General features: G+C 60.6%; 18 protein-coding genes and 7 pseudogenes. 12 read left to right on the top strand and 13 right to left on the bottom strand.

Features of this window, described 5'->3' with window-relative positions; genetic code table 11:
* Positions 1-146: 146 nt before the first annotated feature.
* Positions 147-434: pseudogene (locus tag GYH34_RS20260) on the bottom strand (transposase); the annotation flags it as partial.
* Positions 435-668: 234 nt separating this feature from the next.
* Here GYH34_RS20260 and GYH34_RS20255 point away from each other — a divergent pair.
* A pseudogene (locus tag GYH34_RS20255) lies at positions 669-1,572 on the top strand (IS110 family transposase).
* Positions 1,573-1,775: 203 nt separating this feature from the next.
* On the opposite strand, the gene GYH34_RS22200 reads toward GYH34_RS20255, so the two are convergent.
* Entirely contained in the window at positions 1,776-1,901 is a 126-nt protein-coding gene (locus GYH34_RS22200) for a hypothetical protein (RefSeq protein WP_256367054.1), read from the bottom strand.
* Between the two features lie 257 nt (positions 1,902-2,158).
* On the opposite strand from GYH34_RS22200, the gene GYH34_RS20250 reads away from it, so the two are divergent.
* Genes GYH34_RS20250 through GYH34_RS20240 form a run of 3 tightly spaced genes read left to right on the top strand, consistent with a single transcriptional unit; the run spans position 2,159 to position 7,776 of the window.
* Positions 2,159-3,169 carry a hypothetical protein gene (locus GYH34_RS20250; protein ID WP_161915393.1) on the top strand — a complete coding sequence of 337 codons (1,011 nt, stop codon included), beginning with the start codon at positions 2,159-2,161 and terminating at the stop codon, positions 3,167-3,169.
* Positions 3,166-6,030 carry a glycosyltransferase gene (locus GYH34_RS20245; protein WP_161915392.1) on the top strand — a complete coding sequence of 955 codons (2,865 nt, stop codon included), beginning with the start codon at positions 3,166-3,168 and terminating at the stop codon, positions 6,028-6,030. Before GYH34_RS20250 ends, GYH34_RS20245 begins: the two co-directional genes overlap by 4 nt.
* A gap of 57 nt (positions 6,031-6,087) precedes the next feature.
* Positions 6,088-7,776 (top strand): FkbM family methyltransferase, encoded by a 1,689-nt coding sequence (locus tag GYH34_RS20240; RefSeq protein WP_161915391.1) that lies wholly within the window; start codon positions 6,088-6,090, stop codon positions 7,774-7,776.
* 177 nt (positions 7,777-7,953) lie between these two features.
* On the opposite strand, the pseudogene GYH34_RS22040 reads toward GYH34_RS20240, so the two are convergent.
* Positions 7,954-9,071: pseudogene (locus tag GYH34_RS22040) on the bottom strand (ISAs1 family transposase).
* An 85-nt stretch (positions 9,072-9,156) separates the two neighbouring features.
* On the opposite strand from GYH34_RS22040, the gene GYH34_RS22035 reads away from it, so the two are divergent.
* Genes GYH34_RS22035 through GYH34_RS22025 form a run of 3 tightly spaced genes read left to right on the top strand, consistent with a single transcriptional unit; the run spans position 9,157 to position 10,280 of the window.
* Complete coding sequence (locus GYH34_RS22035) at positions 9,157-9,684, top strand: transposase (protein WP_244635422.1); 528 nt, start codon at positions 9,157-9,159, stop codon at positions 9,682-9,684.
* Positions 9,566-9,979, top strand: a complete 414-nt coding sequence (locus GYH34_RS22030; RefSeq protein WP_348983925.1) for a transposase — start codon at positions 9,566-9,568, stop codon at positions 9,977-9,979. The genes GYH34_RS22035 and GYH34_RS22030 overlap by 119 nt, the downstream gene beginning before the upstream one ends.
* Positions 9,951-10,280: a transposase gene (locus GYH34_RS22025; protein WP_161915388.1), complete on the top strand. Its 330-nt coding sequence runs from the start codon at positions 9,951-9,953 to the stop codon at positions 10,278-10,280. The genes GYH34_RS22030 and GYH34_RS22025 overlap by 29 nt, the downstream gene beginning before the upstream one ends.
* Before the next feature lie 30 nt (positions 10,281-10,310).
* Here GYH34_RS22025 and GYH34_RS22020 read toward each other — a convergent pair.
* From GYH34_RS22020 to GYH34_RS20205, 4 genes and pseudogenes are all read right to left on the bottom strand, one after another.
* A pseudogene (locus GYH34_RS22020) lies at positions 10,311-10,538 on the bottom strand (IS630 family transposase); the annotation flags it as partial.
* A 127-nt stretch (positions 10,539-10,665) separates the two neighbouring features.
* Positions 10,666-12,187 (bottom strand): annotated as a pseudogene (locus tag GYH34_RS20215) (IS66 family transposase).
* A gap of 167 nt (positions 12,188-12,354) precedes the next feature.
* Positions 12,355-12,703: pseudogene (gene tnpB, locus GYH34_RS20210) on the bottom strand (IS66 family insertion sequence element accessory protein TnpB).
* 3 nt (positions 12,704-12,706) lie between these two features.
* Positions 12,707-13,102, bottom strand: a complete 396-nt coding sequence (locus GYH34_RS20205) for a transposase (RefSeq protein WP_161915387.1) — start codon at positions 13,100-13,102, stop codon at positions 12,707-12,709.
* Between the two features lie 95 nt (positions 13,103-13,197).
* Between GYH34_RS20205 and GYH34_RS20200 the strand changes: the two genes are divergently transcribed.
* A protein-coding gene (locus GYH34_RS20200) for an IS630 family transposase (RefSeq protein ID WP_161915386.1) occupies positions 13,198-14,261 on the top strand; the annotation gives its coding sequence in 2 pieces (ribosomal slippage) (positions 13,198-13,690 and positions 13,690-14,261; 1,065 coding nt in all).
* Here GYH34_RS20200 and GYH34_RS20195 read toward each other — a convergent pair.
* The 3 genes and pseudogenes from GYH34_RS20195 to GYH34_RS20185 all read right to left on the bottom strand — a co-directional run bounded on the left by GYH34_RS20195 (position 14,262) and on the right by GYH34_RS20185 (position 16,203).
* Positions 14,262-14,720 carry a transposase gene (locus GYH34_RS20195; protein WP_161915385.1) on the bottom strand — a complete coding sequence of 153 codons (459 nt, stop codon included), beginning with the start codon at positions 14,718-14,720 and terminating at the stop codon, positions 14,262-14,264. It lies immediately after the preceding gene.
* On the bottom strand, positions 14,717-15,211 hold the full coding sequence (locus tag GYH34_RS20190; protein ID WP_161915384.1) for a helix-turn-helix domain-containing protein: 495 nt from the start codon (positions 15,209-15,211) through the stop codon (positions 14,717-14,719). Before GYH34_RS20190 ends, GYH34_RS20195 begins: the two co-directional genes overlap by 4 nt.
* A 152-nt stretch (positions 15,212-15,363) precedes the next feature.
* Positions 15,364-16,203 (bottom strand): annotated as a pseudogene (locus tag GYH34_RS20185) (IS5 family transposase).
* Between the two features lie 796 nt (positions 16,204-16,999).
* Here GYH34_RS20185 and GYH34_RS20180 point away from each other — a divergent pair.
* The gene (locus GYH34_RS20180) at positions 17,000-18,004 is read left to right on the top strand and encodes a reverse transcriptase domain-containing protein (RefSeq protein WP_348983924.1); all 1,005 of its coding nucleotides are present in this window, start codon (positions 17,000-17,002) and stop codon (positions 18,002-18,004) included.
* A 411-nt stretch (positions 18,005-18,415) separates the two neighbouring features.
* Here GYH34_RS20180 and GYH34_RS20175 read toward each other — a convergent pair whose 3' ends face one another.
* From GYH34_RS20175 to GYH34_RS20165, 3 genes are all read right to left on the bottom strand, one after another.
* Positions 18,416-18,676 (bottom strand): hypothetical protein, encoded by a 261-nt coding sequence (locus tag GYH34_RS20175; protein ID WP_161915383.1) that lies wholly within the window; start codon positions 18,674-18,676, stop codon positions 18,416-18,418.
* A gap of 87 nt (positions 18,677-18,763) precedes the next feature.
* Positions 18,764-20,950, bottom strand: coding sequence for an ATP-dependent RecD-like DNA helicase (locus GYH34_RS20170; protein ID WP_161915382.1), 2,187 nt, complete (start codon positions 20,948-20,950; stop codon positions 18,764-18,766).
* Positions 20,940-21,296, bottom strand: a complete 357-nt coding sequence (locus GYH34_RS20165) for a WGR domain-containing protein (RefSeq protein WP_161915381.1) — start codon at positions 21,294-21,296, stop codon at positions 20,940-20,942. The genes GYH34_RS20170 and GYH34_RS20165 overlap by 11 nt, the downstream gene beginning before the upstream one ends.
* A gap of 257 nt (positions 21,297-21,553) precedes the next feature.
* On the opposite strand from GYH34_RS20165, the gene GYH34_RS20160 reads away from it, so the two are divergent.
* Genes GYH34_RS20160 through GYH34_RS20150 form a run of 3 tightly spaced genes read left to right on the top strand, consistent with a single transcriptional unit; the run spans position 21,554 to position 25,519 of the window.
* The gene (locus GYH34_RS20160) at positions 21,554-22,495 is read left to right on the top strand and encodes a DUF3991 and TOPRIM domain-containing protein (protein WP_161915380.1); all 942 of its coding nucleotides are present in this window, start codon (positions 21,554-21,556) and stop codon (positions 22,493-22,495) included.
* Positions 22,492-23,418 carry a hypothetical protein gene (locus GYH34_RS22255; protein ID WP_348983923.1) on the top strand — a complete coding sequence of 309 codons (927 nt, stop codon included), beginning with the start codon at positions 22,492-22,494 and terminating at the stop codon, positions 23,416-23,418. The genes GYH34_RS20160 and GYH34_RS22255 overlap by 4 nt, the downstream gene beginning before the upstream one ends.
* Complete coding sequence (locus GYH34_RS20150; RefSeq protein ID WP_244635420.1) at positions 23,402-25,519, top strand: UvrD-helicase domain-containing protein; 2,118 nt, start codon at positions 23,402-23,404, stop codon at positions 25,517-25,519. The genes GYH34_RS22255 and GYH34_RS20150 overlap by 17 nt, the downstream gene beginning before the upstream one ends.
* The last annotated feature ends 130 nt before the right edge of the window (positions 25,520-25,649 follow it).

The raw sequence follows: 25,649 nt of genomic DNA, 5'->3' as shown, positions 1-25,649 counted from the left end.
TCTGTATCACATCCGCAGGCCGTGAAATAGCTCGCGCGTTCGGTGGGGAGGAAGATGTGCGCGCAAGTTTCGAGGGCGCACATCAGGCCAGCGACGGTTCGCTGGGCGATCATGCGCAGATAGGCTTTCAACTTCGAATAGGCTTTTTAGATCGGATTGAGATCGGAGCTGTAGGGCAACAGATATCGCAACTCGTCGCCGGCCGCTTTGATCAGCTCTTCGACGCGCGACCCCTTGTGGGCGGAGAGATTGTCCATCACGACGGCATCGCAGGGCGACAGGCCCGCCACGTGGCATGTCTCACCCCAGTCCTCGAAGGCGACGGCGTTGATCGGCCGGTTGAAGGTATTCTGCGCCACCAGCCCGAAAAGCTGCAGACCGGCGACCCGCGTGACCATCTTGTAATGGCCGTGCGGGATGGCGGCACGCAGCCTTCTTCCGCGTCGACATCGTCAGTTCTTGCGGGCGAGATTGGTCAAGGCGCGTCGGTTTCATCGATAAAGACGAGCTTTCTCGGATCGAGCTCCAGCTGCCCGGAAAACCAAGCATGGCGACGGAACAGCACGTCCGGGCGCTGTTGGTCCTCGGCATGCGCGGTCTTTTATGGAATGGCCCGCCCCTCCTTCCGGCATAGTAGGCTCGCCGGAGATAGAACGGAGGGATTGGTCATGGAGACGAGGGTTTCCGTGCTCGGTATCGACATCGGCAAGAATATTTGCAATCTCGTTGGCCTCGACGCGGCCGGGACGGTGGTCATGCGGCGGCGGGAGGCGCTGATCGGCTTGGCGGCGAAGGTGCCGGCCTGCGTCGTCGCGATGGAGGCGTGCTGCGGCGCTCATCATCTGGGGCGGGTCTTCGCGGCTCATGGCCACGAAGTTCGGCTGATGTCGCCAGAATATGTCGCCCCTATGTGAAAGCGCAGAAGAACGACGATCGCGACGCCGAAGGGATCGCCGAGGCGGCGACGCGGCCGACTATGCGCTTTGTGGAACTGAAAACGCAGGATCAGCTCGACTTCCAGACGTTGCATCGGTCTCGCGACCGACTGGTCGGCGAACGGACGGCGCTGATCAACCAACTGCGGGCGATCCTTTTGGAGCGCGGAATCGTCGTTCCCAAGGGTAAACGTCATCTCGCGGATTATCTCGCCGTCCTCCTGGACGAAGGGGGCGGACACACTCTGAGCGACCGGATGTACAGGCTCGTCGACGACGCTCGCACGCAATGGCGCGACCTGGACCAGCGCATCGCCGCTTTCGACGCGGAGCTCACGGCTTTCGCCAAAGAGAATGCGGGTGCCCGGCGACTGGCGACAATACCGGGCGTCGGCGCGCTGATCCCTTCGGCGCCGCTTGGCTCGGGCTGGTCCCCCGTCAGGCGACGACGGGCGGCAAGCCGAAACCGCTCGGGATCAGTAAGCGGGGCAACCGATATTTGCGCAGGCAACTCATCCATGGCGCGCGGGCCGCGCTGCCCCATGTCACCAAACGCGACACGCCGCTCGGGCGATGGCTGACGGCGCTGCTCGCCCGTGTGCATCAGAATGTCGCGTTCGTAGCCTTTGCCAACTAGCTGGCGAGGATCTCTTGGGCGGTGCTGCGGCATGAAGAATATTTGCCGACAAGGAAGCGATCCTGGCGGCGTGAGACTGGTCGTTTCAGCGCATGTGGCGTTCTGTTGTCTCAACGTTGCGAAGTCGGCACGTCCGATCATGAACGATCCTAACCTGCTGCGCTATGGCCTGTCACCTGTTTCCGGCAAGGCCTTATCTCCTGCTATCCGCCTCTACCGGCCTGCTGCTGCTCCTCGAGGTCGAGCCCTGCCGGCAGCATCCGCATTCCATGCGATCCCGATCTCGTCACCCATGCGCTCTCCGACATCAGCCGCCTTCGCTTATTCATGATCGGCACCGCCTTTGAGGATGGCAACGACGCCTCGGCTCTGCGCAGCGCTCCGATGCTCGCGATGGCGCACCGGATTCCCGCCACCCGAGTGCGAGCCATAACAGGCGATCGGCCGCATAATCCCTGACCAACTCCGCCGAGTGCCCCCGACAGGCCTTAAAATTTTTCAGACTCGGCAATTAGATGTATGGACGAGAGGCTGAAAAATCGCTAAGGGTTCAAGCGCATAGCCAAGACCCAGATGAGGCAGGATCGTGAACGGCAGTAGTGACCTTCTGAATTCACGACACGCGTTGATGTTCGAATGCTTGCAGTTTTCAACCGCAGTATCTGAGCTATCCTGCGACGAATACGTAAAGCACGTCTACAATGTGGTGTTAGGAAGAGATCCGGAGTTTGACATTGAGTTTGAGGGTGTAGCGCGCCTCGACTATCTTTTAACAGTTTTATTTAGCGACGAATCCAAGCATAAGCACAATAACAGCTATTATCATAAGATGATAACGTTCGTTGAGGCTATTGGATATAAGGCTTGCGCGCCATTTGTCGCTGCGTTGTTAGCAGATACTTATCCAACAGAGCAAGAGTTCAGACTTCACGTCGCCAATTTCGAGGAGTTTCGTCTGCCAAATACAGAATGTGTTCCAAGACTTGCGAGTATATCGGCTGACATGGAGGCGTTGTTATTATTATCATCGCATTCGTTTGCGCCTTCGCCCCCGTCTCCATCTCTTTCTCCGCCTCTGGAGCAAGGTGCGGCACGGTCGATCGCGGAGGCGATCTTCCAGGCAATCGTTAAACGTGGTCCGAGCGAGCCAACGCTCGATTTTCACGCTAGGCGGTTGATCGAGGATTTTGGCACGGTCGTTGATCTCGTCCGCGAAGCCGTCGAGCAGCAAGAAGTTCGTATCCGGTCCGCGAGCATCACTGCGGCGCTTGAGGACTTCCGAATCCTTCACCGCTCCACTCGCGCTAGAAAAAACGGGTCGAGCGGCGGCGGAACTCACGGTTTTAGTTTGGTTGATGCTCCAACAGAGCAACCGTTTGAGCCGCGGCCAATGTTGGCGTCGGACCTAGCAATCTTTCATGCGCTCTCAAAGAATGCCTCTGTGTCCGCAGAGCGGGAGAGCCCAATTCGGGACCATTCCGTTCAAGAAGCGTCATCCCTGGTCGGGCTCGCAGCGAGCTCGAAACTTCGCCGCGGCGCTATTCTTGAATCGTTCCGCCACCATCAACCCACGAAGCCTGCGGATCAAATATCGTGACGAGAATTGTTGTAGACCTGCAGAGCTGTCAGTCGGGCAGTCGGAAGGGGGGCATTGGCCGCTACTCCCTTGATCTTTTCAAAGCCATGGTCCAGCTGGACCGCAGTGTCGAATATGTAGTCATATTGAACGGTCTGTTCGCGGACACGATTCAACCGATCGTAGCCGACCTAGCTGGCATTGTTCCGATGGACAACATTCGAATATTCGATGTGCCGCAAGGAGTTTCTTATTTCGATAATCGGCGTCAATTGACGATCGCAGCTGAGATAGTACGGGAGAAGTTCATAGCGGATCTCGCTCCGGACATTGTACACGTCACGAGCGTTATAGAGGGCCTAGGCGAACCAATCGTGACTTCGGTGAATCTTTACGATCGTAACGTCCCGGTCGCAGCGACTTTATACGACTTAATCCCGTTCAAGTACTCCGAGATTTATCTGAATGACTACGTCTCAAGGCAGCATTACGCAGACAAAGTAAATTATTTGAAGCAGGCAAGTTTACTTCTATCAATATCGGATTATTCAGCCTTTGAGTTTAAAGATATCTTTCCAGATTATGCGGGGTCTATCGTTAATATACGTGGCGGTGTAGATCCGCGCTTTAAGCCGGATAAGACTTCGTCGCGCGATTTTAAGGTTTTCAAGACCGCTCATGGACTCAACCGCTTTATTCTCTATACGGCGAGCTATGATCAGCGGAAGAATCAAGCGCGCTTGATTGAAGCATTTGGCTTATTGCCGCCGGACCTACGGAACCAGTATAAACTGGTGCTCGTAGGCAACGGCTGGCCAGACATTTACAAACGTCTCGCCGAATTTGCTCTAGACAAAGGTTTACGGGCGGATCAGATCGTGTTTGCGGGTCATATTTCAGATGCCTTGCTAATAAGGCTCTACTCTAACTGCGATCTATTTGTGTTTCCCTCCCTCGCCGAGGGGTTGGGTTTGCCAATCATTGAGGCTATGGCATGTGGCGCTCCGACAATCGCTTCGAATACAACGTGTCTTCCAGAGGTCGTAGGTGACCGGTCCGCGTTATTTGATCCGGCGAAGTCGGCGAATATAGCAGAAAAAATGGAGAGTGTCCTGCGCGACGAGGGCAGACGCGCTCGGATGTCGGAAGCAGCCATTGCACATGCAGCGACGTTCAATTGGCAGGACAGTGCTCAACGCGCTCTCGCTGCATTGAAGTCCGCGGTGAAACCGAAGATAACTCTTGATGTTAATGAGACAATTACTTCGGAGCGTTTCTACGGAGACGTTTCGTCCGGTTTGTCAAAAACCCTATCAGATCGCGAATTGACGCAGATCGCGGCGTCGCTATGCTCGAACGAAGTCGAAGCAGAGGTGGACTGGACGACTAGATCGCCGCTTCGTGTTGGATGGGTATCGACATGGTTTAGCCGATGCGGTATCGCCGCCTACTCCGAACATCTCACCGAACCGGTCGCGGATTCCATCATAAGACTTGCGCCAAACGACCCGGTGAATTCTGGAGCCGTCCTTAAGCACTCAATCGTCCGCTGCTGGTCACTCGGAACCACCGACAATCTTAGCGGAGTCGCGGCAGAAGTCATTTCGTCAGATCTCGACGCTATCGTTATTCAGGTCAACTATGGGTTTTACAATTTTGTCAGCTTGGCGGCTCTGATCGAAAGCCTCGTCCAAGACGGCATACCTGTTTTTGTAACGCTGCATTCCACAATTGATCCGCCTCAGGATATGCTCGCGAACCGCCTCTCGACTTTGGCCCCTGCTTTAATGCAGGCAAATGAAGTCTTTGTTCATTCTGTTGCTGATGTTCAACGCCTTGGCAGGTTAGGTGTTACGAGCAACGTGTCACTGGTCCCATTAGGGGTATGCAATTTTCCTGACAGAGGCACGAAGCCCGATGCGAATGCTCGACTCGTGGCTTCCTATGGATTTTTTCTGCCTAATAAAGGAATCCTTGAACTCATCGAAGCCTCCGGAATTGCGAAGGCAAATGGGCGCGGTTTTGACCTGCTTCTTGTCAACAGCGATTATGGCGACTCTGGAGGCGTTTCGGCCGCCGAGATTCTTGCTGCTCGCCAGCGAGTCAGCGCCCTTGGGCTCGATGACCAAGTCACGTTTATGACTGATTATATTGCTGATGAACAAAGCGTCGCGTTACTGAGAATGGCAAACTTGGTGGTGTACCCATACCAACGGTCCGGCGAATCAGCTAGCGCAGCCGTAAGATTTGGTATTGCGTCGGGCCGGCCTGTGGCTGTTACGCCTTTGTCGGTTTTCGACGATGTCAGACCCATCACGCACACGCTTCCGGGAACAACTCCCGAGGCTTTGGCTACAGGCATCACTCGATTGCTCGATGAAATTGCTTCCGGCGAATCGTCGTTCGCGGGTATCAATGATGCAGCGGATCGATGGCGCTTTGTTAACGACTACGGAGTCGTAATTCGGTGCATGATGCGCAAGATTCGTAGGACAGTGGCGCGCCACGACGTCGAGGTTATCAGGCCGCCGCTCAACACTCTACCAACACGCGTTGGGCGATTCGTCGAGAATAAAGTGAGAACCACTGGACAGGCTGGCGTTCTTCTCTACGGTCCATATGTTGACCTCGGGGCTGGACGATATAAGCTGATACTTTCCGGGCAAAGCTTTAGCCGTATAGAAGCGGGAGCTGATTTATGTTTGACCTATGACCATGGCCAGAACATCATATTAAGCGTCCCGATTGACTTGGTGAACGAAGCGATTTGCGTAAGCCAAAATTTTGTCTTGCCGCGCGCTGTCAAGTCGTTCGAGGTGGTCATTTCCTGTACCGATGACGCCGTCTTCGATGTCCATGAATATGCCGTATTGAGAGGTTAAACATGATGCACTGCTTGCGTAAGCACACGCTGAATTACGTATGTGGCGACTAGACACATGATCTCCTACGCACAAAATGCCGAGGATGTTTTGCTAGCTCGAGCCCTTTCAGGCGTAAATTGTGGATTCTATGTCGACGTTGGGGCTAATGATCCTGTCGTTGATTCAGTAACATATGCTTTCTACACAATGGGCTGGACCGGACTCAATATAGAACCGGCACAGAGCTTTTACGAAGCCCTTAAACGCGATCGTCCTCGCGATAACAACGTTTGTGTTGCCATTTCTGACCGAGAATCCGAGTGCGTTTTCTATGAGGTTGAGGGAACTGGTATCTCCACCATTGTCCCCAGTATTGCCGACGCATTCGCTGAACATCGGTGCACGCCTAGAAGGATCCGGACACGTCCCCTTTGTGACATTCTCGATGAATTCGAGGTTGCTACCATCCATTTCCTAAAGATCGACGTTGAGGGGGCTGAGTCTTTAGTATTGCGCGGTTGTGATTTTACACGCCATCGGCCCTGGATCGTGTTGGTGGAAGCGGTAATGCCGGGCGCACAGACTCCGGTTCATAGACATTGGGAGGATATACTCCTCAACGCTGGCTATCGTTTCACCTTATTCGATGGTCTGAATCGATATTATGTCGCTAATGAAAAAGCTGCGGACATCGAAAGCAGTCTGAGCGTTCCTGTGAATCTCTTCGACTCGTTCATACGCAACAATGAGCTTGCCATTCGTGAAAAACTCGCCCACATTTCCAGCCTCGCGAGTGACTACGTCACCCGACTGGAGATAGTACAAAGGCGGCTTGACCGCATGCTAGCGCTTTATGGTATGGCAGAAATGAAAAGATCCTACGATCAGTACGCTCACACGCTCGCGATTAGTTACCTGCACTACGGAGTCGAATACGGGTCGACAAAAGGGTCTTTCCTGCCCTTTTCAATGTTAGCCGGGAAAGACGCACTCGAAATCGTCCAGATGTGCGTTCCAGCTATCAAAGCGCGGTTAGCTAAGATTTCACAAAATTTGTCAGATCTCATCATCGAGCCAGCAATACGAAGGCTTGCTGTCGACACGGGCGAGATATTGATTCCGCTTTTGAACAAGCAGGGTTACGATTGGTATGCCAATTCACCACCCGAAGCATTTGATTTTACCGCGGAGCGTAAACTAGGGCTTTTAGATGAGTCGCGGGTCGTTTATGACCTAGGTGGTCACCACGGCGTTTGGGCTGCTTATTATGCGCGCCTTCCCGGCGTGGAGACTGTCTATTCGTTTGAGCCCTCGATTATCAATGTCGAAGTGTCTGCACTTCTGATGTTCATCAACGGTATCACTAACGTATCTACTCAAGCCATGGCTGTCGGTGCCGGGACTAACGACAGTCCAATAATAAGTAGAAAGGGCCTTTTGATTGACTTTGTTGAGGAAAAGTTCTTGATCAACGATTTTGCGGCTAGCGCTTGGCAAAGCGCAGATTTCATCAAGATCGATATCGAGGGTTATGAGTACGAGCTTGTGACTAATTACGATTGGGTCTTTGACATGACGACTAATATGCATCTTGAATTGCATATCCCTCATCTGGAAAGACGAGGTCTCGACTATCGTCGAGTATACGAGAAGATTCCATTTGAAAAGTTTGATGTCTACAACTCAAAAGGTTCTCTACTTGAGGCGATAGAGCCAACAACAGAGTTGTCGGGATATTGTAGCCTATTACTCAAGAGAAAGTAACAAATGGTCTATGTGGAAGGGTGTGCCGTTAGCGGTTCTTCTGACGCCAACATCAGTTCGTATTAGAGCAGTCTCCGAACTGCGTGAATCGTTTCGGGATTCTCGAATCGACCGCTATCTGACTCAAACTATCCGCGGCAGAAGGAGGCGGCGGGGATGGCCAGGGCTGTGCAGTTCTTAACGAGCCCCTGCTATTTCGAGGGCAGCTCGGATATCGAGAGCGGCGCGCCATCTGGCGTTCTTGATGTTGTCGCAACCATCGGCGCGCAGGAGATTATAGGCGAAGGAGCGGAGCCGCGCGACGATGTCTGGGTTCTTGCGAATGCGCGAAGCGTCCTCCGCGAACGCCACGTCGCGCACATAGTGGCTGCCGTTCTCGATGCGCCAATGACCTCTGATCCATTCGTTCCAACGCTCGGGCGTCGGGCCGGTCGCCGAGGACACCCAATAGACGATCTCGGTCGTCTGCTTCAAGAGACCGGTCGCCGGATCGCGGCGGTAGATTGTGCGCTCCAGCCGCAACACGGTCTTGATGAGCGGCTCCCACGCCGTATGGCGGAACCACGCCTTCGCCGGAAAGACGGTCAGCTTGCGCGTCTCCCAGCGATTGCGGCCTTTCGACCGGCTCGTCGCAGAGCCGCTCGGCTTGCGGCCCGCCGCGCCGAGCTCGAGCAGGTGACGCAGGCCCGGTTGATTGTCCTTCACCTGCGTCAGCAGGTGATTGCCGGACGCGATCAGGCGTTCGAACAATTTTTTTGGCAGTGTTCTGCGTCGAGCGTGAACAGGCAGCGCTTCAATCCCAGCGCTTCGATCAGCTCCGGAGCGGTGGGAATCTCATTGCTCTTTTCGGCGACCATCACATGCGCGAGCACGATCCGATCGGCGTGTCGCAGCGCCGACATCATGTGCGCAGCCTTTCGGTCGCTGAACGCATCGAAGCTGCCGCGCAGAGACTTCCCGTCGACGGCGATCGCCGTCAGCCCCTGCACGGCGGGCGGCGCCGGCATGCTCGCGGCATGACGTCGAAATGCCGCCTCCAACGCTGCCGGATCGACGCCTTGCAGGATCAGCCGCAGACCGGTGTAGGATGGCGTGTAGGGCAGCTTCAGGCCGAAGGCGTCGTTCAATCGCAGACGATGCGCGCGAATGAACTCATGCATCTGCCGATAAGAATTGGCGCCGCCGACCATGGCGATGATCGCGTAGAGCAGCACTGTCGAAAGATCGAACAGCTTGCCTTCTCGGCGACGATGATCCGGAATGTCCCGCAAAATCTCCAGCAACGAAACCTGCATGCGACAACCTCCGATTCGGGTCGTCGCCTAGCGCAGCGTCGTACGGCGCGACAATGGCGAGACCTATCGCGCAATGCTCGAGCGCATGGCGAAGGAAAGCGGGATCGCGACGCCGAACGCCGAGGATTTGGCGCGTTTCGACCGCAAGCGCAAAGGCAAGAAGCTCTCGAACGACGACTGGACGAGCGCCACGGACGCCGAGGCGAAGATCGCGCGGATGAAGGACGGGACGACCCATCTCGCCTACAAGCCGGAACATGCGGTCGACCTCGACACAGGCGTGATCGTCGCCGCTCCGATCCACGAGGCGGACAAGGGCGATACGACGACGCTCGGCGACACGCTGGAGACGGCGAAGGCCAATCTCACAGCTGTCGGCCTCGCGCCAACCCCGGACGATCCTTGCGAAATCATCGCGGACAAAGGCTATCATTCGCGCGAGGTTTTGAAAGGCCGTCGACGACGGCGAGTGGAAGAGCCGGATCAGCGAGCCTTTGCCGGCGAATGGCCATTTGCGCTGGCAGGGAGACGAAGAAGCGCGCGACGCCGTTTACGCCAACCGGGCACGGCTGAAATCGGGCGTTGGACGCGCCGCCATGCGCAAGCGCGGTGAGCTGGTCGAACGCAGCTTCGCCCATGTGCTGGATCGCGGCGGCATGCGCCGGGCCTGGCTTCGCGGGCGCGAGAATATCGCCAAGCGTTATCTGATCCACGTCGCAGGCTTCAATCTCGGCGTCCTGATGCGCGTCCTCGTCGGCTGCGGGACGCCAAGAGAACGCGCCGAGGCGCCCACAAACGCCTTTTTGTTCGTTATTCGGACGGATAGCGCCACGGGAATCGTCATCATCGCCGACATCGGCGGCACGCCGGCCATGCTCGTTGTCATCGCCGCTCCAGAACTCGTTTAATCAAGCTGCGACTTCGTCACCGCGCTGCTATGGTAAGCGCACACCCGGCGCGGTTCACTTCGACAGCAACTCCATCATCGCCGACCTCGACGAGCGCGGCGCCAACGTCGTGATTTCACAACACCCGCGCCGCAGTCAGCCGCGCAAAATCGATCTGGAAATATATAAATGGCGGCATCTGATCGAAAATTTCTTCGGCAAGCTCAAAGAGTTCAAACGCATCGCGATGCGAGCCGACAAGACAGATCAGAGCTTCGGCGCCATGATCCATCTCGCCGCCGCCGTGATAAGCTCACGGTGAATCCCAACAGGCCCTAGTGATCTGAGTCATCTAAAGCGAAGGGTATAGGCGCTTGAGTTTGACGCGCGCGTCGTCGGTTGTGAACTGCCAATCGGCTTTGGCGTTGTGTTTGTTTCGAACGGCGACCCAGGCTTTGACCTGCGTGACGAGCGCGGCTTTGTCTGCAATACGGCGAGCGAGACATTGCGAGGACAGAACGCCGAGTTCCGACTCGGCCATGTCGAGCCAGCTGCCGTGCTTTGGCGTGTAATACCAATCCTCTGAGATGCCGACTCACGTTGTGGGATTCCCGAATCGGCTGAAAATTGATTCGACATGGCGGAACTCTGGGAGGTTCGTATTCATCTGGCGAAGGCCGCGGAGATCTCCGGCAAGGGCGGAATCTTTAAGCCGCGATTTCGTCGGCCGCTTTCGGCGTGGATGGGCGCTCTGCCTTCCAGCGCCATGGCAGGAGCTCGTCGACCCTCGTAGCCGGATGGTCGGGCAATTTGGCGAGGACATGCGCGAGCCAGGCTTGCGGGTCCACATCATTGAGCTTGCAAGTCTCGATCAGTGAAAGAACGGCGGCGGCCCGGCGTCCGCCTCGTCGGAGCCGACGAATTTCCAGACGCGGCAACCCGATTGCTGCGCCACGCAAGGCGCGTTCGGCGGCATTATTGGAGAGACATATATGCCCGTCGTCGAGAAACCGCGTGAATGACGCCCAGCGGTTGAGGCTGTAGTTGATCGCCTTGCAGATATCGCTCTTGACCGAGAGGAGCGCGCGTTGCTCTCGCAGCCACGTTTCCACCGCGTCGACCAGCGGCTTCGATTGCGATCGACGCGCCGCCTTTCGTTCGTCGGGCGGCTTTCCGGCTATGCTGCGCTCGATCTCGAACAGCTCGTCGATACGGCGCACCGCCTCGATTGCGATCGGCGCCTTCGCGAGCTTGGCGAGCTCGAAGAATTTGCGTCGGCTATGCGCCCAGCACGCGGCCTCTAAAATCGGTCCCGGCTTTCGCTTCGCATCATAGAGTTCGTTGAAGCCGGCGAAGGCGTCGGCTTGCATGACGCCGGCCCAGCCGGAAAGATGAGCGCTGGGATATTCGCCATGGCGCGACGCCGAATATTCGAAGAAAGCGGCCGGCGGCGTCTTTCCGCCGAACGGCCGATCGTCGCGCAGATAGACCCGGAGGCGGCCGGTCCGCGTCTTCGTCTTCGCCAACACCGGAACCGTCGTGTCGTCAGCGTGGATCCGTTCGGCGGCGAGCACGTGACGACGCAGCGCGTCGAGAATGGGCGCGAGCGCGACGACGCAGGCAACCGACCCGATCGGCGAGCGTCGACGTGTCGATCTCGACGCCTTCGCGCCTGAAGGTCGCGCTCTGAAGATTGAGCGGCTGATGCAGCAGAAACTTGTTCACCAGAACCATCGCCAGCAAGCTCGGCCCCGCGAAGCCGCGCGGGATCGGATGCGACGGTCGCCGGCGTTTCGGTGATGGCGTCGCAATCCCGGCAGGTGAACTTCTCGCGCACATGCTCGATGATCTTCCAGCGACGCGGCTCGCATTCGAGCGTCTTCGTCACCTCCTCGCCGAGCTTGTGCAAGCGCAGGCCGCCGCATTTGCCGCAGGCGCAGGGAGCAGGCTCCACGATCCGCTCGACGGGGGGGTTCCCGGCAGCTTGCGCGGGCCGCGCGGCCCTCTCGGGGGCCGCGTCTTGCCGGCTTTCGGCGCGGCGAGATCGGCCTTCGCCTCTTCGGCTCCTTGCGCTTCTTCCAGATCCTCGATCGCCAGCTCGAGCTGCTCGACGAGCAGCTTGGCGCGTTCGGATGATCGGCCGAAGGCCTCGCGCCGCGCCTTGGCGAGCAGCAGCTTCAGCCGCTCCACCTCGAGCGCGCGAACCTTCGCTTCGCTCTGCGCGTTGATGCGCGCCGCTTGCTCTTGTCCAGCAGCTCGCGCTGCGCGAGGATCAGCGCATGCGCGCTCGCGAGGTCTGAGGAAGTGGCTCGAAGCTCGTCGTCACGACACGAAGTAGAGCATATTCGCGCCGAAAAATCGCGCGCGAAATTATCGCTCGACGCGATTGGCCGGGCTTATCCAGCGGCGCTCGGACGCCATGTTTTCTGGGGCATTCGCCAATCGATTCCGTCGAGAAGAAAGGCCAGTTGCGCGGCCGATATCGCCGCCACGCCGCTCGTCGCCGAAGGCCATAACGAATCGTCCGCGCTCGAGACGTTTCGTAAACATGCATGCGCCCTGGCCGTCGTGCCAGATCAGCTTTATTCTGTCGCCTCGACGGCCTCGGAAGACGTAGAGATCGCCCGCGCCGGGATTCCGTTTCATGCCTTCCTGCACGAGCAAGGCGAGAGTGTCGAATCCCTTTCTCATGTCGGTATGGCCGGTGCATAAGAACACGTGAACGCCGCCGCCGAAGGAAATCATCGCTCAGCGCTCCGCCTTCGACAAGGCGCCTATGACGCTCGCCAATATCTTCGCATCGGGCGCGCCTTCGATCTTCATACGTGCGCCGCCCGCGAACTCGATGGTGATCATCGACGGCCCCGGCTCCGACGCGGGCATAGGCGCTGGCGTCGGGGCCGCGATCGTCAAAGGAACAAAAGTCGGCGCGTCTCGCGTGTCGAGCTCGCTCGATATCAATGGCGCCGTCGAGAGCGCTCTTCGCCACCGATAGAGAAGAAGATTCGGGTCGACGCCGGCCGCCTGCGCGATCTTTACGACGTTCGCCCCCGGAGCCGCGGCCGCCATGGCCAATCGCTCCTTCTCGGCGAGAGAGTGCTTGCGACGTCGCTCGACCGACGTGATGACCTCGATGCGATCCATGGCTCTCTGTGACTAACCTGTGGCTAGTCACAGTGTCTCTATCCGACGAGCTGATTCGTAAGGCGGCCGCTACCGGACGAATACGGAGGTTCGCCATGGCGGCAGCGATTGGGCTTCGGGTCGATTACGATGCGCGCTCCTTGCGGGGGATAGCGAAACGTTCGAAGGACGGGCCGCAAGCGCGCCGTCTCCTCGCCTTGGCGTCGATCTATGATGGCGGCGCGCGCAGCGTGGCGGCGAAGATCGGCGGCGTCACTCTCCAGGTCGTTCGCGACTGGGTGCTGCGTTTCAACGATGACGGGCCCGACGGGCTCGTGGACCGCAAGGCCCCCGGACAACCCTCGCGGCTCGACGACGCGCATCGCGCGGCTCTGGCCGCTCTCATCGAGGGAGGGCCGACGCCCGCCATCCATGGCGTCGTGCGCTGGCGGATCGTCGATCTGTGCCAGTGGACATTCGAGGAGTTCCGCGTCGTCGTCTCGGAACAGACCATGAGCCGCGAGCTGCGCAAGATGGGCTATCGCAAGCTCTCTGCGCGGCCGCGTCATCACTCGCAGGCCGAGGGCGCGATCGAGGATTTTAAAAAAACTTCCCCTCTCGTCTGGAGGAAATCGCGCGCGAAAAGCGCGTCGCCTCGGACAAGATAGAAATCTGGTTCGAGGACGAGGCGCGCATCGGCCAGAAAAACAAGATCACGCGTCGATGGGCGAAACGCGGATCGAGACCGAGCGCGCCCCACGATCAGCGCACCGCCTCGACCTACATCTTCGGCGCCGTTCGTCCAAAGGACGGCAAGGGCGCGGCGCTGGTCCTACCCGCCTGCAACACCTATGCGATGAATCTGCTCCTCGCCGAAATCGCCAAAACTGTCGCGCCGGACGCCCACGCCGCTCTCATCGTCGACCGCGCCGGCTGGCACATGACCGACAAGCTGGTCATTCCACCCAACATCACGATCGTTCCCTTGCCGGCGAAATGTCCAGAGCTGAACCCGGCCGAAAATGTCTGGCAGTTCCTGCGCGAAAACTGGCTGTCCAACCGCGTTTTCAAATCCTACGATGATATCGTCGATCATTGTTGCGCCGCTTGGAACAAGCTCATCGACCAGCCATGGCGCATCATGTCCATCGGGTTGCGCGACTGGGCACATGGGTTTTGATCAGTGAGGATTGGTATAATGCCATTCGAAGCGCATGGCGAGGCGTCGCGCCTCGGGGGCGGGGAAAGCCTCATAGAGCGAGGCGGGCTTATGCGTGTTGCGATTGTCCTGCACCAGGACGATCGTCTCGGCGTCCGGGAAATGCATGTCGGCGAGATCTTTCAGCGCGTGAGCATAATCGATGGCGGCATGGCGATCCGTGACCTTCACATGCCGCCAGCCTTCCAGCGGCGCGAACATCATGAAGAGATTGGCGACGCCGTTGCGCTCATACTCATAATCGTAGCGCGCCGTCTGGCCATTCTTCGCCGCGATCGGCGTGCGCGTTTCCTCGATCAGTTGCTTGGAAGTCTCGTCGAGGCAGACGAGCGGACGGCCGGCGTCGCGCGGCCGCTTGTAGACGTCGAGAATGTCCTCCATCGCGGCCACGAAGGCGGCGTTGGCGTCGGGAGGAATCACCCATTGCCGCGAAAAATGCGGTTTGAGAATGTTTTTTTGAGCACGCGTCCGATCGTGTTGTCGCTGGCGCGCTCGACGATACCGAGTTCGACGACTTTCTCTTCGAGAAGCCGCAGGGTCCAGCGCGCATATCCATCGGGCGGCGTCGAGCAAGCCAGGGCGATGAGCCGCGCTTCCGTCTCGCCGTCGAAAATCGGCGCGACCGGCGGCGTCATGCGCTGCTTGCGGCCGAGCACGGCGTCGAGCCCTTCTTCCACCAATTGCTTGCGCACTCGATAGACCATCGAGACGCTCGTATCCAAAGCCTCGATGATCTCGCCGTCGCTCCAGCCTTCGCCGGCCTCCGATGCATCGGCCTTCAACATGATCCGCGCCTTCAGAAGGCGTTGCGCCGGCAACGATCCTTTGCCGATCACCTCGCGCAACCGCTCGCGTTCCGCTTCACATAACTTCACGACATAACGCTTTACGGAAATCTCCTTCGCAGCCATGATTCCCTCCGCCTCCAAAATGGTGGCGTGAACGAATCCATGGATTCCTTGCAATTTAGTTGACGCAGCCCACTAGTCCGGGTCTGCCGCGCGGCAGATCGAACAGATTTGTAAAACGTCGAGCCGATCGTCTTAAAGTCTGTCCGTGAACTTTATGCTTGATTACAAAGTCTTCTGAGCATCAGGCGGATGGAGGCGAGGTTCAGGAACGCCAGCGCCTTGCGATTGAGGTTTTCGAAGTCCTTGGCCAGCCTTCGGCAGCGACCGAGCCAAGCGAAGGTTCTTTCGACGATCCATCGGCGGGGCAGAATTTCGAAGCCTTTGGCGGCGTCCGAGCGCTTGACGATCTCGGTGTCGACGAACGGCAAGGCCTTCTTCTGCGCGTCGTGAAACTGCGGGCCCTGGTAGCCGCCGTCTGCGAACAGCTTTTGCAGAAAATGGGAACTTCCCGAACAACGTGCGCAGGACGAGAGCGCCGCCATCACGATCCTGAATGTCGGCCGGATGAACGAGCGCATGAAGCAGCAAGCCTATCGTATCGACAAGAATATGCCGCTTCTTGCCCTTGACCTTCTTTCCGGCATCGTAGCCGTGCGGATCGATGCAGCCCCCCCTTTTTCGGCGCTTTTCACGCTCTGGCTGTCGATGACAGCGGCTGTCGGGCTGGCCTCCCGTCCCGCCGCCTCGCGACATTTCACATAAAGAGCGTGATGGATGCGATCGAGCGTTCCGTCGTATGTCCAAAGATCGAAATAGCCGTAGACCGTGCTCTTGGCCGGCAAGTCCTTGGGGATCGCGCGCCATTGGCAGCCGGTCGAGAGCACATACATCAGCCCGTTCACGACCGCGCGCATCGCGACCGTGCGCTTGCCGCCTCCACGTCTGGCTGGTGGGATCAGCGGTTCGACAAGCGCCCACTCAGCATCCGTGATGTCGCTCGGGTAGCGCAATTTGCTACGATCGTATCGCGCGCGGTTTTCATTCGTCCACATCGACAGGCTCCGAGACAATCAGGCCCGCCATTAAATCATAGCGATTCCATCCGATTCAATATGTCTCCGGACCGACACTTAGAGGCGTATGAGAAGCTTGTGTCCGATCAACCGAGACGGCACGATGTAGACCACGGTGGAGCGCCGGGCAGATCGGCAAGGAGTAGGTGGTGAAAGTCCACTGCAATGAAGGAGTAGCGACCCACATTGGCCCCGAGTCATGCGTTTGCATCCGCGAGGGTGCCGGCGAAGCGTTGACAGGGGAGCGCGTAGGCCAGCCATTGAGCCGCGAAAACTACAGTCTCGGATGCCGACGTGGTCAAAGACACGGAAGGCAACACGGGGAGCGCGATATCGCGAGCGCCCGCCCGGTCCGGCGTGGTCGAAGACCCTGGCATGCGTGGAAGTTCCTTGCACGGGAACCGGGAGACCTCGGGTTTGGCCGGCGTCTGGACGCCGCCGGTCCGCGTCGGGAAGGCGAGGAGCCGTAGCCGATGATGCACGAACCCGAGGAGTTCGATTCCGTCATAGTAGCGACGAAGCTGGTGAACAACACGGAGCAATCTGTCGCGGAGCCGGCGGAGCCAAGGACGGAAACCATAGGGAACGCGGATCAGCAAAGCACGCGCCGGGCTCAGGACCGGGGAAGTGTGTCACAAGCGCTGGAACGCGTACGGCAAGCCGCAAGGCAGAGGAAAAGGGAGCGGTTCACGGCGCTCTTGCACCATGTCGATTCCGCCTACTGAGAACGGCGTTTTACGCGATCAAGCGTGACGCCGCGCCCGGCGTGGATGGCATGACATGGGAGACCTACGAGCGGGACCTCGATCGAAAGATCGAGGCTCTGCGAGAGCGGGTCCATGCGGGAACGTATCGGGCGCAGCCATCCCGCCGGAGTTACATTCCGAAGGAAGATGGAAGCAAGCGCCCGCTGGCGGTTACGGCCCTCGAAGACAAGATCGTACAGAGAGCTGTGGCGGCGGTGTTGAGCGTGATCCACGAGGAAGACTTCCTCGGGTTCTCGCCTGCCGGATTCCGGCCCAAACGCAGTCAGCATGACGCGCTGGACGCGTTGATTGTCGGGATCAGCGACAAGAAGGTGAACCATATACTTGACGCCGACATCCGTTCGTTCTTCACGGAAGTTTCCCAGCAATGGGTTGTCCGCTTCCTGGAACATCGGATCGGCGACAAGCGCATCATCCGGCTGGTCCAAAAGTGGATGCGGGCCGGCATCCTTGAAGACGGCATCGTGACGATCGAGGAAGAGGGGACCGGGCAGGGTTCAGTGATTTCGCCCTTGCTCGCGAACATCTATCTTCATTATGTCTTCGATTTGTGGGCTGAACGCTGGCGACGGCGGGAGGCGACGGGCGATATGATCATGGTCAGGTACGCCGATGACATTGTCGTCGGCTTCCAGCATGAGAGCGACGCTCGCCGGTTCTGGGATGCGATGCGCGACAGGCTGCGGGAGTTCTCGCTATCGCTGCATCCGGAAAAAACGCGCCTCATGAAGTTCGGCCGCTTCGCGGCAGAGAATTGCAAGAGACGGGGAGGTTCAAAACCGGAGACCTTCAAGTTTCTCGGCTTCGTGCTCATCTGTGACACGACGCGACGTGGAAGTTTCCGTGTCAGACGGAAGTCACGGAGCGATCGCATGCGCGCGAAGCTTCGAGAGATCAAAGAAGCGTTGCGACGACGACGGCACAGGCCTATCCCGGAAACCGGGAGGTGGCTCGCGCAGGTCGTCGGGGTTATTTCGCCTACCACGCTGTGCCGACCAACGGTGCGGCGTTGAGCACGTTCCACCATCGTGTGTGCAAGCTCTGGCACCGGCAGCTCTGTCGGCGAAGTCAAAGAGCCATTGTGCCGTGGTCGCGCATGACGAAACTGACCGACGAGTACCTTCCCAAGCCACGTATTCTGCATCCTTGGCCAAGCGTTCGTTTCGCCGTCAGACACCTAAGGTAGGAGCCGTATGCGGGAATTCTGCAAGTGCGGATCTGTGCGGGGGCGCTCAGCAATGGGCGTCCCTACCGCGATCAAGGTTCCATAACGCCCCGTTCGGCGACATCCGCGCCCTCCACACGCGCCGCCGACGCCGGCGCCCATGACCGTGGTCGGCCATCGCAGATCGGCGTGGGCCCGTCGAAGCGGGCGCGGATCGGCGCCGTCCGACGCCGGATCCGCCATTCGCGTCGGCGCGACCTCAAAACAACTCGCGGACTCGCCGGGCGACCTCCCGCTCCAGCGCGCGGATTTCGATGCCGATGACTTGCGCGGCGAGCGCCGGCCAACCCGCGGCGTCGGCCAGCCGTCGGCGATCTCGCCAATCCTCCAGCGTCTGGTGGAGGCGCACGATCTCCCGTCCCCGCGCTTGCGCCTGCGGGTCGGTGCCTGTCGCTCTGCGTCCCGAGGTGGTTGTCGCGGCTCTGTTGTCGTTCGCCGGAGAGGCGCTCGTTCTCTGCATTTCTCGAGCGCCTCTTTCGTTCGCGTCTAGGACGGCGAGCCCGGCGTCGCGAGCTCGCCGCCGGGGCGCGATCATTCCTCGTCGATATCAATGCGCCGACAGCCATTCCCTCAGCTTCGTCCACCTCTTGCGCCCGGAGCCGCTTCTCACAGCGATCGCCAGCGCCCGGCGTTGACCGACGAGAACGACGAGACGCTTGCCGCGCGTGACCGCCGTGTAGACGAGATTGCGCGCCAGCATGGTGTAATGCTGGGTGGCCAGTGTGATGACGACCGCAGGATACTCCGAGCCCTGCGACTTGTGAATCGTCGTCGCATAGGCCGGGACCAGGGCGTCGAGCTCGCCGAACGGATACTCGACCTCTCGACCGTCGAAGCTCGCGACGAGCGAGGCCTCGTCGTCGTCGATGCGCACGACCGTCCCGAGATCGCCGTTGAACACGTCACGGTCGTAATCGTTCTCCGTCTGCATGACCTTGTCGCCGGGCGCGAAGCTCGCGCCGAATTTCTCCACTTTCGCCGGCGGATCGGGATTGAGCGCTTTCTGCAGGTCGGCGTTGAGCGCTCGCGCCCCGAGCGCGCCTCGCTGCATCGGACACAGAACCTGAATGTCGCGGATGGGGTCGAGGCCGAAGCGCCGCGGAATTCGGTCTCGAACGATTTCGACTACCTTGGCGGCGCCCTTCTCGGGATCCTCGGCGTCGACGAACCAGAAATCCGACTCCTCGCCGCGCCGCGGCAGTTCCGGCATTTCACCGCGATTGATCTTGTGGGCGTTGACGATGATGCGGCTCTCGGCCGCCTGCCGAAACACTTCGGTCAGGCGCGCCACGGGTATCGCTCCAGATTCGATGATGTCCGCCAGCACTTGCCCCGGTCCGACGGAGGGCAGCTGATCGACGTCGCCCACCAGCAGGAGCGCCGATGGCGTCGGGATCGCCTTGACGAGCGCGTACATGAGCGAAGTGTCGACCATGCTGGTCTCGTCGATGACGAGCAGGTTGCAGTCGAGAGGATTGTCGGCGTCTCGACGAAACCCGCCGGATTTCGGATCGACCTCCAAGAGACGGTGGATGGTCTTCGCCTCTATGCCGGTCTGTTCGGCCATTCGCTTGGCGGCGCGGCCGGTCGGCGCGGCGAGCAGAATTTTCACTCCCTTGGCGACCAATATGCGCAGGACGGCGTCGAGCAGAGTCGTCTTGCCGACGCCGGGGCCGCCGGTGATCACGGCCACTTTGGATCGGAGCGCCATCTCGATCGCCGCCCGCTGCGACGGCGCCAGACTCTTCCCGGTCCGCTTTTCGACCCAGGGCACGGCCTTTTCCACGTCGATCGCCGGCCACGGCGGCGAGCCTCGGAACAGAGCCCGCAGCCGCTCGGCGACGCCGCGCTCGGCGGTATGAAGTCCGCGCAGGAAAATGCAGCGCTCGCCGCCGATCGTGTCGCCGACCACCTCCGACCCGGCGAGCTCGTGATCGAGCGCCGTTCGCACGAGCGCCTTGTCGACATCCAGCAGCTTGACTGCGAGCGTTAGCAGGTTCTCGACGGGAAGTCCGCAATGACCGTCATCGGTCGCCTCCTGCAGCGCGAACGACACTCCGGCGCGCAGACGTTGGGGCGCGTCTCGGGCGACGCCCATCTTCATGGCCATGGCGTCGGCGGTCCGAAAGCCGATCCCTCGAATGTCGCGGGCGAGCCGATAGGGATCCTCTGTCATGATCCGAATGGCGTCGAACCCATAGGTCTTGAAGATGCGCACGGCACGCGACGTCCCGACGCTATGCGAGTGCAGGAACACCATGATGTCGCGGACGGCCTTCTGCTCGGCCCAGCCGGCGGCGATCCGCGTCGCGCGAAACTCCCCGATGCCAGACACCTCCCGCAGCCTTTCCGGCGCCGCTTCGATCGTTTCGAAGGTCGCCACGCCGAATGCGGCGACAATTCTCGCGGCGAGCTTGGGACCGATGCCTCGAACCATGCCGGAGCCGAGATATTTTTCGATGCCTTCCGCCGTCGTCGGAGGCGTGGTCTTCAGAAAATCGGCTTTGAATTGAAGGCCGTGAGTGCGATCGGCGACCCAGACGCCAACAGCGTGAATATATTCGCCGGCCGAGATCGAAGCGGCGTGGCCGACGACCGGCACGAGGTCGCGCTTGCCGCGCGCTTTGACCTTCAGGACGGCGAACCCGTTCTCCTCATTGTGAAAAGTCACGCGTTCGACCGAGCCGACGAGCGTTTCCCGAGAAGCGGTGTCCGATGGCGGTTCAGGCTTCACGGCGAGGCCCCGCCGCTTCGAATTTCTGCGGTCGGCTCGATATTCTGAGCGTCGCCAGCAAAGGCAGCGCGGCCGGCGACGCGTCGATGACGCGATACTCGACGCCGCAGCGTCGAATGGCGCCTCTCCGGCGGCGCAAGCCGTCGCGCACATAAGCGCACGCCTCGTCCTCCGACGCGAATTCTCGCGCGAATGTCCGCCCCCGGCAGCCGATCCGGCCGAAGGACACGCGCACCATCCATTTTCCGAACAGATCGCGCCCGGCTTCGACGCGCCAGGCCCGGTGGCGGTTCGCCTCCGCATTGCGGCCCTGCAACAGGATCGCGATCTCGTCCATCGCCGCCATGCGGCCCTCCACGCCCGCCCGCTTCGCATTCGCACACAAGTGAATCACGAATGGGAATCCGGAGCAAAGAAAGAGGGAACATGGCTACCGCTAGCGCCGGCCACGCCGACAAGGGTTCGTCGCTGAGCTCCCGCGCGTTCCGCGCGCCCTTGCGGCGCGGCCGCCTCGCGGTCTGCCGACGGCGTTTTGGGAAAGGAAAAGGAGAATTCGAGGCCTCCGGCCCTTCCCGTGAAACCCGAAGGGAGCGCCGAGAGACCATGAGACCTGACGAGGAGATCGAAATCTTGCGCGCGCGCACGAATTGCGCGGCGCTGCTGGAGCGCTCGACGCCGCCATGGCGGCTCGATCGCCGAGAGAGCACGAAACATTGCCTCAAATATCGCCGCGGCCGGGGAGAAATCCTGATCGTCAATCACGAGGGCCGCGGCTGGTGGGATCCGCAGAGCGACGCGAAGGGCGACGTCTTCGATCTCGTGCAACATCTCGAACCCCGCCTGAATTTCGGCGAGGTCCGCAAGTTGCTCCGCCGGTTCACCGGGATACAGCCGAGTTTTCCGGCCGCCGCCATCGAAAGTGGGCGCTCCCCCGATCTCCCGCTCCCAATTAGATGGGCACGGCGCCCCCGGCTTCGGCGCGGCTCGCCGGTCTGGCGATATCTCACCTACGCGCGTCGGCTTCCTCCGAGCGTCCTGGAGTCGGCTCGCGCCGCCGACGTGGTGAGAGAAGGGCCATACGGCAGCGTCTGGTTCGCCCATCACGACGGTCGACGCAACGTCACCCATATCGAAATCCGCGGACCGGACTTCAAAGGATCGGTGCGAGGCGGCGACAAGATCCTGTTCCGCTTGCCCGGCGGTTCAGGGCCGCCGACGCGTTTCGCCCTCGCCGAGGCGCCGATCGACGCGCTCAGCCTCGCCGCCTTGGAGAACATTCGCGCCGACACGCTGTATGCGGCGACCGGCGGGGGCATGGGTCCGAAAACAATCTCTGAGATCGAGGCGATCGTCGCGCGCCTCGCGCCCATCCCGGGCTCGCGCTTTTGCAGCGCGGCCGACGCCGATCCCGCCGGCGACCGCTACGCGGCGCGCCATCGAGAGATCGCCGCGGCCGCCGGCGTCGCCTTCGAGCGATTACGGCCGCCCGTCGAGGACAGCGACTGGAACGACATGCTCGACCGAGGAGAAAGGACGAAACCATGACATCACATCGCGCCTGGATGCGGCTCAAATCGGGCGGTCGCCTCGACCTGCTCGATCCGAAACCGGACGCCTGGACCGACGAAGATCTGGCGATCGGGCTGTCGCGCACCTATCGCTGGGGCGGATATTCGGCATGGGATCTGCCGCTCAGCGTCGCCCAGCACAGCCTCGCCGTTCTGGCCCTGCGCGAACGCGAGGGAAAGCTCACGCCGCGTGAGGCCCTGCGCGAGCTTCTTCACGACGCCACCGAGGGGCTGGTCGGATTCGACGTTCTCATGCCGTTGAAACCGCATCTCGGCGAGGGCTTCGCACGGCTCGATCGGCGGCTGCAGCGAGCAGTCGATCGACGTTACGGTCTGCCGCCATGGACCGACGAGAGTTACGCCCTCCATAAGCGCGCCGATCGCCAGGCCGCGGCGAATGAAGCCTATCATGTCGTCGGCTGGAGTCGCGACGACATCAGATCGAGCCTGCAGATCACGCTCGATCCGCTCGACGACGACCCGTTGCCCTCGCCGCCCGGAATGTCGCGCTGGGAGCCGTGGCCGCCGAAGCTCGCCAGCGCACTCTTCCTTCAACGGCTCGGTGAGCTCGGCGACGCGATCGACGTCACCGACGCACTCGACAATATCACGATCGACGACACGCTCGCGCAACTGGCCGAAGCCTTCTCCCAGCTGCCCGAGGCGAAGCGCCGTCGTTGCCGACACATCCCGACCGGCAAGCGGGGCCTGGACACGCTCGTTCAGGTCGAAGCCGATGACGGCTCGCAAATCGTCGAGGGCGTCGTCGTCGACGGCGAACGCAATGACACGGGCGCCTTCTACTTCGACGATCACTTCGTCGTCTTCACGACCATCGACACACAACGCGGAGAACTCATCCGCTGCAATGGAGCGAACTGCCATGTCGAGATACTCTGACATCGACCCGCTCGCCGGCATGGAGGAGTGGGACCGCTTCGAGCCCTGCTCCGACGAACCGCCGCCGGAGCATAGCCCATCCGCCGACGCTTTCGACAGGATGGCGGCGACCCTCACGCCTGCCCAAGCGCAGGCCGCCGCGCATTTCGGACCGATCCTCGTCCTCGCGGGAGCTGGAACCGGAAAGACCTCGACGCTCACCGCGGCGGTCGTGCATCGCATCGCCGTGGAGCGCATTCCGGCTTCGTGCATCCTCGCGGTCACCTTCACCAACAAGGCCGCCGCCGAAATGGCCTCTCGTATCCGCGCGGCGCTCGACGGCCTGGCGGCTCCCTCCTGGCTCGGCACCTATCACGGGCTCGCCGCGCGTCAGCTCCGCGACGCGCCGGAGATCGCCGAGCTTCGGCCCGATTTCGACATTGTCGACGCCGACGACAGCCGCCGCTTCGTCAAACGCGTCATGAAGGCGCAAGGCGTCGGTGGCGAGGAGGGTGGCGACGCCACTGCACGCGATCCGCTGAAGATCATGTGCAATCGCATCGCGAAGTTCAAAGACAATCTGATCACGCCGGCCGGCGCCGCCGCCTGGGTCGAATCCAAGATCGCCAAAAGCGATCGCTCCCGCGAGCAACTCGACGTCCATGCACTGCGCGCCGCCGTGCGCGTCTACGCCGATTATCAGCGCGCCCTGCGCGAGGCGAACGCGGCGGATTTCGGCGACTTGCTCCTCTGGCCGACCCTCGCCATGCGCAAGGACGACGCCTATCGCGCGCGCTGGGCGTCGCGCTTCGATTGGCTCGCCGCCGACGAATATCAGGACGTCAATTTCGCTCAATACAGTTGGCTGAAGCATTTTGCGGCGGAGCATGGACGCGTCTTCTGCGTCGGCGACGACGATCAGGCGATTTATGGATGGCGAGGCTCAGATATAGAGTACATCCGCCGCTTTCAACAAGACTTCCCGAGCGCTGTGCAGGTACGGCTCGAAGAGAACTTCCGCTCGACCGGCCACATACTCGCCGCCGCCAATGCGGTCATCGCTCGCGACAGGAAACGTCTCGGCAAGACGCTCTACACGCGAAAAGAGGCGGGCGACAGAATCGAGATCGTCGCCTATCGCGACGCGCAGGTAGAGGCCGCCGGCGTCGTCGAGGAGATACTCGCTCGCCACGCCGAGGGAACGGGGTGGCAGGAGATCGCCATTCTCTATCGCAGCTCCTTCCTGTCGCGCGGCTTCGAAGAGGCCTTGATGCGCGCCCGCATTCCGCATGTGATCGTCGGCGACGTCGGCTTCTATCAGCGCGCCGAGGTCAAGGACGCGCTCGCGCTTCTACGTCTCGCCGCGACGCCCGACGATCGTCAGTCGGACGAGGCCTTCCGCCGCGTGATCAACGAGCCGCGCCGCGGCTTCGGCGCCAAGGCCATGCAAGCGGTCGAGACGGAGGCCTCCTTCCGCAACGTCTCGCTGCTGCGCGCCCTGGACACCGCCGAGCTGCCGGCCAAATGCCGCGCCGCCGGATTGCTGTTCGCCGACCCGCTCCGTCGCATCGGCGAGGACCGCTCGCACACCCTGGCCGATCAGATCTCGCTGCTGCTCGACGCCAGCGGCTATCGGACCATGCTGCGTGACAGCAAGGCCGAGAGTTCGGAGGATCGCCTCCAAAACCTGCAGGAGCTGATCGCGCTCGCCGGCGAGTTCCACACGGCGCGCGAGCTCCTCGACCATGCGGCGCTCGCCACCAGCCGCCCCGGCGAAGACGAAACCAACCGCGTGCGCCTGATGACTCTGCACAAGGCGAAGGGATTGGAATTCCCGCATGTCTTTCTTCCTGCCTGGGAGGCGGGCGTATTTCCCTCCGACTACGGGGACGGCGATGAGGAGCGCCGGCTGGCGTACGTCGCGCTGACGCGCGGAATGCGGCGCGTCAGCATTTCCTACTGCGCCTTCCGGCGCGGCTTTGGAGCGCCGTCGCTCTTCGTCGACGATATCCCCGATGAGCACAGCGTCAGAGGACGCCTGCGCGATGCAGAGCGGCACCGTGGGGCGCCACGCCAGCCAGTCGATTGGCGGAAGCTCCCGAGCCATTTGCGGCGGCCTTGAGCAGAGGCCGCAAGAAGGAACGAGAACCGAAAATCATTGAAGACACGAGTGCCGCCTGCGCGCCCATCGCCGCAAGGGGAAGTCGCCGAGGCTCCCGCGCGTTCCGCGCGCCCTTGCCCCGACGGGCGTG

Source organism: Methylosinus sp. C49, assembly GCF_009936375.1.
Lineage (GTDB): Bacteria > Pseudomonadota > Alphaproteobacteria > Rhizobiales > Beijerinckiaceae > Methylosinus.
Note: the sequence above shows the minus strand (reverse complement) of the source record. Positions and strands in the feature narration are given on the sequence as shown.

Excerpts from the sequence above, each read along its gene's own strand:
- GYH34_RS22255 (WP_348983923.1), top strand. The coding sequence starts at position 22,492 with ATGACATCACATCGCGCCTGGATGCGGCTCAAATCGGGCGGTCGCCTC.
- GYH34_RS20205 (WP_161915387.1), bottom strand. The coding sequence starts at position 13,102 with ATGGATCGCATCGAGGTCATCACGTCGGTCGAGCGACGTCGCAAGCAC.
- GYH34_RS20175 (WP_161915383.1), bottom strand. The coding sequence starts at position 18,676 with ATGCAGAGAACGAGCGCCTCTCCGGCGAACGACAACAGAGCCGCGACA.
- GYH34_RS20240 (WP_161915391.1), top strand. The coding sequence starts at position 6,088 with ATGATCTCCTACGCACAAAATGCCGAGGATGTTTTGCTAGCTCGAGCC.
- GYH34_RS22035 (WP_244635422.1), top strand. The coding sequence starts at position 9,157 with ATGGCGAAGGAAAGCGGGATCGCGACGCCGAACGCCGAGGATTTGGCG.
- GYH34_RS20190 (WP_161915384.1), bottom strand. The coding sequence starts at position 15,211 with ATGGCTGCGAAGGAGATTTCCGTAAAGCGTTATGTCGTGAAGTTATGT.
- GYH34_RS20160 (WP_161915380.1), top strand. The coding sequence starts at position 21,554 with ATGAGACCTGACGAGGAGATCGAAATCTTGCGCGCGCGCACGAATTGC.
- GYH34_RS20180 (WP_348983924.1), top strand. The coding sequence starts at position 17,000 with ATGACATGGGAGACCTACGAGCGGGACCTCGATCGAAAGATCGAGGCT.
- GYH34_RS20165 (WP_161915381.1), bottom strand. The coding sequence starts at position 21,296 with ATGGCGGCGATGGACGAGATCGCGATCCTGTTGCAGGGCCGCAATGCG.
- GYH34_RS20150 (WP_244635420.1), top strand. The coding sequence starts at position 23,402 with ATGTCGAGATACTCTGACATCGACCCGCTCGCCGGCATGGAGGAGTGG.
- GYH34_RS22200 (WP_256367054.1), bottom strand. The coding sequence starts at position 1,901 with ATGAATAAGCGAAGGCGGCTGATGTCGGAGAGCGCATGGGTGACGAGA.